General features: G+C 69.9%; 9 protein-coding genes. 6 read left to right on the top strand and 3 right to left on the bottom strand.

Annotation, left to right across the window (positions count from 1 at the left end; genetic code table 11):
- The first annotated feature begins 181 nt into the window (after positions 1-181).
- From BR98_RS10690 to BR98_RS10665, 6 genes are all read left to right on the top strand, one after another.
- Entirely contained in the window at positions 182-1,378 is a 1,197-nt protein-coding gene (locus BR98_RS10690; protein WP_051969656.1) for an ROK family transcriptional regulator, read from the top strand.
- A 199-nt stretch (positions 1,379-1,577) separates the two neighbouring features.
- Positions 1,578-2,672 (top strand): sugar ABC transporter substrate-binding protein, encoded by a 1,095-nt coding sequence (locus BR98_RS10685; RefSeq protein ID WP_035842067.1) that lies wholly within the window; start codon positions 1,578-1,580, stop codon positions 2,670-2,672.
- A gap of 105 nt (positions 2,673-2,777) precedes the next feature.
- A complete protein-coding gene (locus BR98_RS10680) occupies positions 2,778-3,587 on the top strand; it encodes an ATP-binding cassette domain-containing protein (protein ID WP_035842064.1) in 810 nt (269 codons plus the stop codon).
- A complete protein-coding gene (locus BR98_RS10675) occupies positions 3,584-4,867 on the top strand; it encodes a sugar ABC transporter permease (RefSeq protein ID WP_035842061.1) in 1,284 nt (427 codons plus the stop codon). Before BR98_RS10680 ends, BR98_RS10675 begins: the two co-directional genes overlap by 4 nt.
- Positions 4,868-5,026: 159 nt before the next feature.
- On the top strand, positions 5,027-6,952 hold the full coding sequence (gene dxs, locus BR98_RS10670) for a 1-deoxy-D-xylulose-5-phosphate synthase (protein ID WP_035842058.1): 1,926 nt from the start codon (positions 5,027-5,029) through the stop codon (positions 6,950-6,952).
- Between the two features lie 54 nt (positions 6,953-7,006).
- Positions 7,007-8,560, top strand: coding sequence for an ArnT family glycosyltransferase (locus BR98_RS10665; protein WP_407639430.1), 1,554 nt, complete (start codon positions 7,007-7,009; stop codon positions 8,558-8,560).
- A 108-nt stretch (positions 8,561-8,668) separates the two neighbouring features.
- On the opposite strand, the gene BR98_RS10660 is transcribed toward BR98_RS10665, so the two are convergent.
- The 3 genes from BR98_RS10660 to BR98_RS10650 all read right to left on the bottom strand — a co-directional run bounded on the left by BR98_RS10660 (position 8,669) and on the right by BR98_RS10650 (position 12,625).
- Complete coding sequence (locus BR98_RS10660) at positions 8,669-9,115, bottom strand: SPW repeat protein (protein ID WP_035842055.1); 447 nt, start codon at positions 9,113-9,115, stop codon at positions 8,669-8,671.
- A gap of 160 nt (positions 9,116-9,275) precedes the next feature.
- Positions 9,276-11,405 carry a 3-hydroxyacyl-CoA dehydrogenase NAD-binding domain-containing protein gene (locus BR98_RS10655; RefSeq protein ID WP_035842052.1) on the bottom strand — a complete coding sequence of 710 codons (2,130 nt, stop codon included), beginning with the start codon at positions 11,403-11,405 and terminating at the stop codon, positions 9,276-9,278.
- 2 nt (positions 11,406-11,407) lie between these two features.
- Positions 11,408-12,625 carry a thiolase family protein gene (locus tag BR98_RS10650; RefSeq protein WP_035842049.1) on the bottom strand — a complete coding sequence of 406 codons (1,218 nt, stop codon included), beginning with the start codon at positions 12,623-12,625 and terminating at the stop codon, positions 11,408-11,410.
- Between the last annotated feature and the right edge of the window lie 114 nt (positions 12,626-12,739).

Raw genomic sequence — 12,739 nt, 5'->3', positions numbered from 1 at the left:
GGCGTCGCGCCGGGCCGGTTCGGGTGTCCTGCGACGGCCTGCGGCTGCGCGGTGGCACCGGGTCGGCATAGAGTTCACAAGTTGAAGGTGAACTTCTGATAGACGCGAGCTCCGCCGCAACGGCGCGGCGTGGGCCGGGGGCGGTCGGGTTCCCGGGCCCTGAGGAGGGTTATTCATGTCCATGGACACGCCGGGTTCGCAGTCCTCACTGCACCGCGCCAACCTCGAACGGGTGTTGCGCGCGGTGCGGATGGCGGGTTCGCTCACCCAGGCCGAGATCGCCAGGTCCACCGGCCTGTCGGCGGCGACGGTCTCCAACATCGTCCGTGAGCTCAAGGAGAGCGGCACCGTGGTGGTGGCCGACACCTCCTCGGGCGGCCGGCGGGCCCGCAGCGTCTCGCTGAGCGGGGACGCCGGGATCGTGGTGGGCGTGGACTTCGGCCACTCCCACCTGCGGGTGGCGGTCGGCAACCTGGCGCACCGGGTGCTGGCCGAGGAGAGCGAGCCGATGAACGTGGACGTCTCGGCCGAGCAGGGCTTCGCCCGGGCCGAGGCGATGGTGGAGCGGCTGCTGGCGCAGGCCGGGTTCCGGCCGGACAAGGTGATCGGGGTGGGTCTGGGCGTGCCGGGCCCGATCGACGTGGAGACCGGCGCACTGGGCTCCACCGCGATCCTGCCGGGCTGGACCGGCATCGCGCCCGGGCGGGAACTGGCCCAGCGCCTGGGCATGGAGGTGTACGTCGACAACGACGCCAACCTCGGCGCGCTGGGCGAGCTGGTCTGGGGTGCCGGGCGCGGACTGAGCGACCTGGCGTACATCAAGGTGGCCAGCGGTGTGGGCTCCGGACTGGTCATCAACGGGCAGATCTACCGGGGGCCGGGCGGTACGGCGGGCGAGATCGGGCACATCACGCTGGACGAGGCCGGGCCGGTCTGCCGTTGCGGCAACCGCGGCTGTCTGGAGACCTTCGTGGGTTCGCGCTACCTGCTCAACCTCTTGAACGCGAGTCATGACCGTGAGCTGACCCTGTCCGAGGTGGTCCAGCTGGCGCAGCAGGGCGATCTGGGCTGTCGCAGAGTGATCGCGGATGCCGGCCGGCAGATCGGGACCGGTGTCGCCACCCTGTGCAACCTGCTGAATCCTCGTCGGGTGATCCTCGGCGGCGACCTCGCCGAGGCCGGTGAGCTGGTGCTTTCCCCGATCCGCGACTCGGTGGCGCGCTATGCGATCCCGTCGGCGGCCCGTCAGCTCTCCATCGTGCCGGGCACCCTGGGTGGTCGCGCCGAGGTGCTCGGGGCGCTGGCACTGGTGATGAGCGAAATGGGCGAAACTGGTGCAATCGGGCACGCTTCGCATGCGGTGGGTGCGCGCGGCTGACGGAACGTCGCCCCCCGAAAGGGGGACGAAACGGGACAGCCTGGGTCGGTTTGATCTCGGCTTAGCCTTCAGGAAGGTAACGAAAGGGTTTGGATCCTTCAAGGCTTGGGTTTACTTGTTGACGACAAGCCGGGGTGACGGGTTGACTCCTGTCACCTCGCCGCAACGTTGCGGCTCTGTCAGGGAGGCTTCCCCCACCATGAACGCAATGATGCGTCGCGTCGTCGTCGGCACCGCCGCGGTCTCGATGGCTCTCACCATGGCCGCCTGTGGCAAGGCCGGTGGCAGCAGCTCGAACTCCGCCAACTCGGGTGACAGCAAGACGGTCGGTCTGCTCCTGCCGGAGAACTCCTCCTCGGTCCGCTACGAGTCCTTCGACAAGCCGCTCATCGAGGCGAAGGTCAAGGCGCTCTGCAGCGACTGCACCGTCAAGTACAACAACGCCAACGGCGACGCGGCGATCCAGAAGCAGCAGTTCGACACCCTGGTCTCGCAGGGCGTCAAGGTGATCCTGCTCGACGCGGTCAACGCCAAGGGCACCGCCTCCTGGGTCACCGACGCGCAGAAGAAGGGCGTCAAGGTCATCGCGTACGACCGCCTGGCCTCCGGCCCGGTCGCCGCGTACATCTCCTTCGACAACGAGAAGGTCGGCGAGCTGCAGGGCCAGGCCCTGGTCGAGGCGCTGGGCGCCAAGGCCAAGGACGCCAACATCGTCATGATCAACGGTGACGACGCCGACCCGAACGCGGGCATGTTCAAGGCCGGCGCGCACAAGGTGCTCGACGCCGGTGTCAAGAAGATCGCCTACGAGCAGTCCGGTGAGTGGAAGCCCACCGTGGCCAGCCAGAAGATCGGCGCCGCCATCACCTCGCTGGGCAAGGACGGCTTCCAGGCCGTCTACTCCGCCAACGACGGCATGGCCGCCGCCATCATCACCGCGCTGAAGGCCCAGGGCATCAGCAACGTCCCGGTCGGTGGCCAGGACGCCGCCTCCGACGCCGTCCAGCGGATCCTGACGGGCGACCAGGCGTACACCATCTACAAGGCGTACAAGCCGGAGGCCGACGGCGCCGCCACCCTGGCCGTCAACCTGCTGCACAACCTGGACGTGACCGGCACGGCCACCGCGTCCACCGACAGCGACGGCGCCAAGATCCCGTCCCTGCTGCTCACCCCGGTCGTGGTGACCAAGGCCAACGTCAAGGACACCGTGATCGCCGACGGCCTGTACAAGGCCGCCGACATCTGCACCGCCCAGTACGCGGACGCCTGCAAGGCCGCCAACATCCAGTAGTACCGCGCGCCGGCCGGGCCACCACCAAAGGGCCCGGCCGGCCCCGCTTTGCCCCGCGCGAGACCGACTGAGCCGCGCCCCCAACTCCCCACGGAGCCCACAACCATGGTCCAGACAGACGCACCCGTACTGGCGTTGCGCGGAGTCTCCAAGCGCTTCGGCGCCGTCCAGGTGCTGACCGGTGTCGACCTGGAGGTGCATTCCTCCCAGGTGGTCGCGCTGGTCGGCGACAACGGCGCCGGCAAGTCCACCCTGGTCAAGACGATCGCCGGGGTGCACCCGATCGACGAGGGAACCATCGAGTGGGCGGGTCGGCCGGTCCACCTGAACCGCCCTCAGGACGCCCAGGCCCTCGGCGTCGCGACGGTCTATCAGGACCTCGCGCTCTGCGACAACCTCGACGTGGTCGCCAACCTCTTCCTCGGCCGCGAGCTGGTCCGCGGCGGGCGCCTCGACGAGGTGGCCATGGAGAAGAAGGCCAAGGAACTGCTCGACACCCTGTCCATCCGGATCCCCAGCGTGCGGATCCCGGTGGCCGCGCTCTCCGGCGGCCAGCGCCAGGTGGTCGCCATCGCCCGCGCGCTGATCGGCGACCCGAAGATCGTGATCCTGGACGAGCCGACCGCGGCGCTGGGCGTCGAGCAGACCGCCCAGGTGCTCGACCTGGTCGAGCGGCTGCGCGACCGCAGCCTCGGCGTGATCCTGATCAGCCACAACATGGCCGACGTGCGCGCCGTGGCCGACCAGGTCGCGGTGCTGCGACTGGGCCGCAACAACGGCGTCTTCCCGGTCGCCACCACCAGCCACGAAACCATCATCTCGGCCATCACCGGCGCCACCGACAACGCGGTGACCCGACGTCAGGCCCGCGTCGCGGACGCGACCGTTCACGCGAACGCGGAGGCGAACCAGTGAGCAAGCACGCCACCACCCAGAAGGCTTCTACGGTGACCGAGACCTCCGAGTCCGCCCCCATCCCCGCGGTCGACCCGCGCCTGCTGGTCCGCGAGCAGGGCCTGGCCGGCTACCTCTCCGAGTTCCAGCGCAAGCTGCGCAGCGGCGACCTCGGCTCGCTGCCCGTGGTGCTCGGCCTGGTCCTGATCGCCGCCATCTTCCAGGGCCTGACCGGCAAGTTCCTCACCGCCGGCAACCTGTCCAACATCACCCTCTACATCGCCGGCCCGGGCCTGATCTCGGTCGGCATCGTCTTCGTGCTGCTGCTCGGCGAGATCGACCTGTCGCTCGGCTCGGTGGCCGGCGTCTCGGCCGCGGTCTCGGCGGTGCTCTCCATCCAGCACGGCGTCAACGAGTACCTGGCGGCCGCGATAGCCGTGGTCGCGGCGCTGCTGATCGGCGCGCTGCACGGCTTCTTCTTCGCCAAGATCGGCGTGCCGGCCTTCGTGGTGACGCTGGCCGGCCTGCTGGCCTGGAGCGGTCTGCAGGGCTACGTGATGGGCAACACCGGGACGCTCAACAACATCCCGGACGGCTTCGTCGCCAACCTGGACAACTACTTCTTCGACTCGGTGGCCGCTGCCTACGGCCTGGCCGCGGTCTCGGTCGCCGGCTACCTGGTGGCCGCGCTGCTGGGCGCCAAGAACCGCCGCCAGGCCGGCCTGCCGGCCAAGCCGTCCAGCGAGATCGTGCTGCGCGCCGTGCTGCTGGCGGCGCTCGCCTTCGGCGCCGCCTACACCCTCAACCAGGACCGCGGCCTGCCGCTGGCGCTGGTGGTCTTCCTCGGTGTCGTGGTGGTCACCGACTTCGTGCTGCGCCGCACCTCCTACGGCCGCAAGGTCTTCGCGGTCGGCGGCGGCGTCGAGGCGGCCCGCCGGGCCGGCATCAACGTGGCCCGGGTGCGGATCTCGGTCTTCATGATCTCGGCCGGTCTGGCCGCGGTCGGCGGTCTGTTCATCGCCTCGCAGGCCGGCTTCGCGGACAAGCAGCTGGGCAGCGGCAACGTGCTGATGAACTCGATCGCGGCGGCCGTGATCGGCGGCACCAGCCTGTTCGGCGGCCGGGGCAAGACCTGGTCGGCGCTGCTGGGCATGCTGGTGATCCAGTCCATCGTCACCGGCCTGGACCTGCAGGGCATCAGCCAGTCGATCCAGTACATGATCACCGGCGCGGTGCTGCTGGCCGCGGTGGTCCTGGACTCGGTCTCCCGCCGCACCCAGAAGTCCTCCGGCCGAGGCTGAACATTCGCGCAGTGAGCTGGGACACGCCACCGTCAGGGGGCGTGTCCCTCGCTTTTGCGCGCCCCTCCCGGCGCAAGCTGTCCGAGAGGCGGACATTAGACTCGACCAGCCGGGCAGGCCGTAAGCCTGCCGGGACACGTACCGAAAGAGGAGGAACGGGTGCCCCTGCTGACCCGCATTCGGGGACCGCGCGATCTCGACCGGCTCACCCCGGGGCAGCTGACTGCCCTCGCCGAGGAGATCCGTGGCTTCCTGATCGAAGAGGTCGCCAAGACCGGCGGACACCTGGGCCCGAACCTCGGCGTGGTCGAGCTGACCATCGCCCTGCACCGGGTCTTCGACTCGCCGCGCGAGCGGATCCTCTTCGACACCGGGCACCAGTCCTACGTGCACAAGCTGCTGACCGGCCGGCAGGACTTCAGCCGACTGAAGATGAAGGGCGGCCTGTCCGGCTACCCGTCCCGGGCCGAGTCCGAGCACGACGTGATCGAGAACTCGCACGCCTCCACCGTGCTCGGCTACGCCGACGGCATCGCCAAGGCCAACCAGTTGCTGGGCCACCAGGACTGCCCGGTGGTCGCGGTCACCGGCGACGGCGCGCTGACCGGCGGCATGGCCTGGGAGGCGCTCAACAACATCGCCGAGGGCAAGGACCGCCCGGTGGTGATCGTGGTCAACGACAACGAGCGCTCCTACTCGCCGACCATCGGCGGCCTGGCCAACCACCTGAGCACGCTGCGCACCACCCAGGGCTACGAGCGCTTCCTGACCTGGGGCAAGGACGCGCTGCAGCGCACCCCCGTGGTCGGCCAGCCGCTGGCCGGCGCGCTGCACGGCGCCAAGAAGGGCCTGAAGGACTTCATCGCCCCGCAGGGCATGTTCGAGGACCTCGGCCTGAAGTACCTCGGCCCGATCGACGGCCACGACATCACCGCCCTGGAGTCCGCGCTGCGCAAGGCCCGCGGCTTCGGCGGCCCGGTGATCGTGCACTGCATCACCGAGAAGGGCCGCGGCTACCACGCGGCGCTCAACAACGACGAGGACCGCTTCCACGCGGTCGGCGTGATCCACCCCGACAGCGGTCTGCCGGTGAAGACCTCCGGCAAGGACTGGACCTCGGTCTTCGGCGAGGAGATGGTCGAACTCGGCCGCGAGCGCAAGGACATCGTGGCGATCACCGCCGCGATGCTGCACCCGGTGGGCCTGGCGCCGTTCGCCAAGGCCTTCCCGGAGCGCACCTTCGACGTCGGCATCGCCGAGCAGCACGCGGCGGTCTCGGCGGCCGGTCTGGCCACCGCCGGTCTGCATCCGGTGGTCGCGGTCTACGCGACCTTCCTCAACCGGGCCTTCGACCAGGTGCTGATGGACGTCGCGCTGCACAAGCTGGGCGTCACCTTCGTGCTGGACCGCGCGGGCGTCACCGGCACCGACGGCGCCTCGCACAACGGCATGTGGGACATGTCGATCCTGCAGGTGGTCCCCGGCCTGCGACTGGCCGCCCCGCGTGACGCCGAGCAGCTGCGCGCCCAGCTGCGCGAGGCCGTCGAGGTCAAGGACGCGCCGACGGTGGTCCGTTACTCCAAGGGCTCGGTCGGCCCGGCGGTCGCCTCGCTCGGCCGGATCGGCGGGATGGACCTGCTGCACGGCTCGCTCGAGTCCGCGCCCGAGGGCGAGAAGCGCGCGGACGTGCTGATCGTCTCGGTCGGCGCGCTGGCCCCGCTCTGCCTGGAGGCCGCCGCACTGCTGGACGCCCAGGGCATCAGCGCCACCGTGGTCGACCCGCGCTGGGTCAAGCCGGTGGACGCCGCGCTGCCCGGCCTGGCCGCCGAGCACCGGGTGGTGGTCACGGTCGAGGACAACGGGCGCGCCGGCGGCGTCGGCTCGGCCGTCGCCCAGGCACTGCGGGACGCCGAGATCGACCTGCCGCTGCGCGACTTCGGCATCCCGCAGGAGTTCCTCGACCACGCCAAGCGCGAGGAGATCCTGGCCGAGATCGGCCTGACCGCCACCGACATCGCCCGCCAGGTGACCGCTCTGGTCTCCCGGCTGGACATCGGTGTCGAGGTCAGTGGTCTGACAAAGTGACGGTCATAACCAAGGCCGGTATGGGCGCTGTGCCGCTCCGGCCCGCCCGGTAGGGTGCCCCTCGTGCCGACCGACACCGCAAGCCCCGTGCGCCCCGCCCAGCCGGCCACACCGGCCACCTCGCCGGCCGGGCGGCTGGTCGACCGCATCCGCGCGGGGTACTGGAGCAGGCTGGTCCCGGTGCTGGCGCTGCTCGCGGTGGTCACCCACATCCCCTCCTTCATGCGGCCGGTCTGGAGCCCCGACGAGGGCTACCTGGCCACCCAGGCCCGGATGCTGGCCAGCGGCGGGGTGCTCTACGACACCGTGGTGGACCGCAAGCCGCCGCTGCTGCCCTGGCTCTACGAGGCCTGCTTCTCGATCTTCGGCTCGCTCTCGCTCTGGCCGCTGCGCACCCTGGCGATCGTGGCCCACCTGGTCACCGCGATCCTGCTGGCCTCGATCGCCCGCGGCCGCTGGGGCAACCGGGCCGGCGCCGCGGCCGGCGCGCTCTACCTGATGGTCTCCATCGGGCTCTCCCCGGAGGACACCCAGGCGGCCACCTTCGAGGTCTTCATGCTGCCCGCCATGGTGGCCGCCTTCCGCTACGCCGAGCGGCGCCGCTGGCTGGCCGCCGGCATCGCGGTGGCGGTCTGCTCGTTGACCAAGCAGACCGGCGGCGCGGTGCTGCTGCCGGTGCTCTGGATGCTCTGGCAGGACGCCCGGCACCGCGGCGAACGCTGGCGGCCGGCCGCCGCCAAGGTCGCCTTCGGCTTCGCGCTGCCGATAGCGCTGGTCGCGGCGATCCTCACCAAGCCCAAGGGCTTCCTGTTCTGGGTGGTCACCGGCAGCGGCGACTACGCCTCGCTGGGCGGCGACTGGTTGCAGATGATCGGCCGGGCGCTCGGCAACTCGGCCATCCTGCTCGCCGCCGGCCTCGGCTTCCTCTTCCCGCTCGGCCACCGGCTCTGGATGCGCCACCGGACCGGCAGCGCGCTGCCGACCCGCGGTGAGGCGCACGGATCGGTCGGCGACCTGTGGGTCTGGCTGGCCTCCTCGGCGGTGGCCGTGGCCACCGGGTTCCACTTCTTCGGCCACTACTACCTGCAGTTGATGCCGCCGCTGGTGCTGCTCGGCGTCGGCGCGGTCTCCACCTCGGCGGTGCGCTGGAAGCCGGTGCTGGTCTACAGCACCGCCGCGGCCGCCGCCTTCTGGACGCTGGCCATGGCCTGGCCGGGGGAGCAGCTCAGCCAGACCACCCAGGTGGCCACTGCGGTGGCCGAACGCTCCAAGCCGCAGGACAGCATGCTGGTCTGGGGGATGCACCCGGAGCTCTACTGGCTGGCCGACCGGAAGCCTGCCTCCCGCTACCTGACCGCCGGCTTCCTGACCAACTTCAGCGGCGGCAAGGGTGCCGAGAACGTCGGCGAGCAGTACAGCGTCGCCGACGCCTGGCAGACCTTCGACAAGGACCTGGTCACCAACGGCCTGCCGGAGATCGTGGTGGACGACTCCGGCAACGCGCCCTACCAGCCGTCGCTGGTGCACGAGATCCAGAACCTGCTGGACAGCCGCTACCAGGTGGTGGGCGCCTACGGCGACACCATGGTGTACCAGCTCAAGAAGTGACCCGCTGAAGTGAGCTGCTGAAGTGAGCTGCTGAAGAAGTCCGCGGGCGATCCGCCGAAAGAGTGACCTGCCCGGCCGCGACGGCCGAGCAGGTCTGCGGGTGAGTGGTCAGCTTCGGCGACGAGTACCCATCACCATGCCGGCCGCGGTGAAGGCGAGCAGGCAGGTCAGGCCGCCCACGATCACCTGGTTCCAGATCATGCCCCGGGTCGCGGTGTGTCCGACGGTCACCACCCAGGGGGAGATGATCAGGAACACGCCGGTCGCGGCCATCGCCCAGGTCAGCCCGAACATCCGGGCCGGGGCGAGGGTGAGACCGAGTCCGAGCGCGGCGATGCCGATTCCCAGGATCAGGTTGCAGATCACCAGCTCGTGACTGGCGGCACTGAAGTGCACCACGTAGGGCGAGATGGCCAGGTACAGGCCCGCGAGGACAACCAGTCCGTCGACGGCTACTCCCTGCGGTCCGTCCATCATGCGTGCGTACCGGGTCCGCATCTCCGCGATGTCCGGATGCGTGCGGAGATCACCGGCTCGATGTGAGACGTCGGCCATACGACTCGCCTCCTTCGGGTGTGCAAGTCTGACTCGCTTGGCCTAACGGTATTATGCGCTTTGTCCGGATTTACTGTATAGCCGAAAGGGCGCCTCCCTCCGGTCGGAGAGAGGCGCCCTTCGTGTTGCGGCTGAACCTTAGGTGTGCTGCGGCTGAACCTTAGGCCGGAATGCTGGCCAGGCCGGGAGCCAGGAACTTCTTACCGGTGACCCGCTCGGAGACGCCCTCGCGGTCCAGGTACGGGGTGATCCCGCCCAGGTGGAAGGGCCACCCGGCGCCGGTGATCATGCACAGGTCGATGTCCTGCGCCTCGCCGACCACGCCCTCGTCCAGCATCAGGCCGATCTCCTGCGCGACGGCGTCCAGCGCCCGGGTCCGGACCTGCTCCTCGGTCAGCACGGAGTCGCCGAAGGAGAGCAGCGCCAGCACCTCGGGGTCGAGGACCTGCTTGCCGTCCTGCCAGATGTAGAAGCCGCGCTTGCCGGCCTTGACCACCTTGGCGAGGTTCTCGGAGACGGTGAACCGCTCCGGGAAGGCGCCGTGCAGGGTCTCCGAGACGTGCAGCGCGATGGCCGGGCCGACCAGCTCGAGCAGCGCGATCGGGGACATCGGCAGACCCAGCGGGAGCACGGCCTGCTCGACGGTCTCGAAGGAGGTGCCCTCGTCGATGATGTTCTGGATCTCGCCCATGAAGCGGGTCAGGATCCGGTTCACCACGAACGCCGGGGCGTCCTTGGTCAGCACGGCCGTCTTCTTCAGCTTCTTGGCGACCGCGAAGGCGGTGGCCAGCGAGCCGTCGTCGGTCTTCTCGGCCCGGACGATCTCCAGCAGCGGCAGGATCGCGACCGGGTTGAAGAAGTGGAAGCCGACGACCCGCTCCGGGTTCTGGAGCTTGGAGGCCATCTCGCTGACCGAGAGCGAGGAGGTGTTGGTGGCCAGGATCGTGGTCGGCGAGACCACGGCCTCCAGCTCGGCGAGGACGTTCTGCTTGACGCCCATCTCCTCGAACACGGCCTCGATGACGAAGTCCGCGTCACCGAAGGCGGTGGCCTTGTCCAGGTGACCGGAGACCAGGCCCTTGAGCTTGTTCGCCTTGTCGCCGTTGACCCGGCCCTTGGCCAGCAGCTTGTCGATCTCGGCGTGCACGTAGCCGACGCCCTTGTCGATCCGCTCCTGGTCGATGTCGGTGAGCACCACCGGCACCTCGAGGCGGCGGGCGAAGAGCAGCGCCAGCTGAGAGGCCATCAGGCCGGCGCCGACCACGCCGACCTTGGAGACCGGGCGGGCCAGCGACTTGTCCGGCGCGCCGAACGGGCGCTTGGCCCGGCGCTGCACCAGGTTGAAGGCGTAGATGCCGGCCCGCAGCTCGCCGCCCATGATCAGGTCGGCCAGCGCCACGTCCTCGGCGTCGAAGCCGGCCTGCAGGTCGCCGTCCTTGGCCGCGGCCATGATGTCCAGCGCGCGGTAGGCGGCCGGAGCGGCGCCGTGCACCTTGGCGTCGGCGACCGCGCGACCCCAGGCGATGCACTGGTCCCAGTTGTCGCCGCGGTCGATCTCCGGGCGCTCGACGGTGACCTCGCCCTTGAGGACCTGGGCGGCCCACAGCAGCGACTGCTCCAGGAAGTCGGCCGGCTCGAAGATCGCGTCCGCGATACCGAGCTCGAACACCTCCTTGCCCTTGAGCTGCTTGTTCTGGCTCATCGAGTTCTCGATGATGACCTTGACCGCGTTGGCCGGGCCGACCAGGTTCGGCAGGATGGTGCAGCCGCCCCAGCCGGGGACCAGGCCGAGGAAGACCTCGGGCAGCGAGAAGGCCGGCACACCGGAGCTGACGGTGCGGTAGGTGCAGTGCAGACCGACCTCGACACCGCCGCCCATCGCGGCGCCGTTGTAGAAGGTGAAGCTCGGCACCGGCAGCGCGGCGATCCGCTTGAAGACCTCGTGGCCGCCCTTGCCGATGGCCAGCGCGTCCGCGTGCTCCTTGAGGATCTCGACGCCCTTGAGGTCGGCGCCGACCGCGAAGATGAACGGCTTGCCGGTGATCGCGACGGCGACCACCTTGCCCTCGGCGGCCTCGGCCTCGACCTGGTCCAGCGCCTCGGAGAGCTTGAGCAGCGAGCCCGGGCCGAAGGTGGTCGGCTTGGTGTGGTCGAAGCCGTTGTCCAGGGTGATCAGCGCCAGCTTGCCGGCCTGCAGCGGCAGGTCCAGGTGACGCACGTGCGCGGTGGTGACGACCTCGCCGGGGAACAGCTCGGCGCCGCGCTTGAGGAGATCAGTGGTGTTGGTCATGGTCACTTGCCACCCTCGAAGTGGGGATTCTCCCAGATGATGGTGCCGCCCATGCCGAAGCCGATGCACATGGTGGTCAGGCCGTAGCGGACGTCCGGGCGCTGCTCGAAGCGGCGGGCCAGCTGGTTCATCAGGCGCACGCCGGAGGAGGCCAGCGGGTGGCCGTAGGCGATGGCGCCACCGAACGGGTTGACCCGCTCGTCGTCGTCCGCGATGCCGTAGTGGTCCAGGAAGGCCAGCACCTGGATCGCGAAGGCCTCGTTGACCTCGAAGGCCTGGATGTCGTCGATCGTCAGACCGGCCTTGGCCAGCGCCTTCTCGGTCGCCGGCACCGGGCCGATGCCCATCACCTCGGGCTCGACGCCGGCGAAGGCGTACGAGACCAGGCGCATCTTGACCGGCAGGCCGAGCTCCTCGGCCACGTCCTCCGCGGCCAGCAGCGAGGCGGTGGCGCCGTCGTTCAGACCGGCCGAGTTGCCCGCGGTGATGTTGCCGTGCGGACGGAACGGGGTCTTCAGGTTGGCCAGCGACTCCATCGTGGTGCCCGGGCGCAGCGGCTCGTCCACGGTGGCCAGGCCCCAGCCGGTCTCGCCGACCTCGGGGTTGGTGTTGCGGATCGCGATCGGCACCAGGTCGGGCTGGATGTCGCCGTTGGCGTAGGCCTTGGCGGCCTTCTCCTGGGAGCGCACCGCGTAGGCGTCGCAGCGCTCCTTGGTCAGGTGCGGGAACCGGTCGTGCAGGTTCTCCGCGGTCATGCCCATGAACAGGGCGGACTCGTCGACCAGCTTCTCCGAGACGAAGCGCGGGTTCGGGTCCACGCCCTCGCCCATCGGGTGGCGGCCCATGTGCTCGACGCCACCGGCGACGACGATGTCGTACGCGCCGAAGGCGATGCCGCCCGCGGTGGTGGTGACGGCGGTGAGCGCGCCGGCGCACATCCGGTCGATGGCGTAGCCGGGGACCGACTTCGGCAGGCCCGACAGCAGCGCGGCGGTGCGGCCGATGGTCAGACCCTGGTCGCCGATCTGCGTGGTGGCCGCGACGGCGACCTCGTCGATCCGCTCGACGGGCAGGTTCGGGTTGCGGCGCACGAGCTCCCGGATGCACTTGACGACCAGGTCGTCGGCACGGGTCTCGTGGTAGATGCCCTTCGGGCCGGCCTTGCCGAACGGGGTGCGGACGCCGTCAACGAAGACGACGTCCCTCGCGGTACGAGGCACGGGGGCTCTCCTCCCAGGGGACATGACATGGTGCGCAGATCCGCGCTCGCAAACGAGCAGCGCTGCTTCACCGGCCATGCTACTGGTCGGTAACCAACTTGCCCAGGGCAGGGC

The sequence above is a fragment of the Kitasatospora azatica KCTC 9699 genome, assembly GCF_000744785.1.
In the GTDB taxonomy this organism is placed as follows: Bacteria; Actinomycetota; Actinomycetes; order Streptomycetales; family Streptomycetaceae; genus Kitasatospora; species Kitasatospora azatica.
This window is presented reverse-complemented; position numbering and strand designations above follow the sequence as displayed.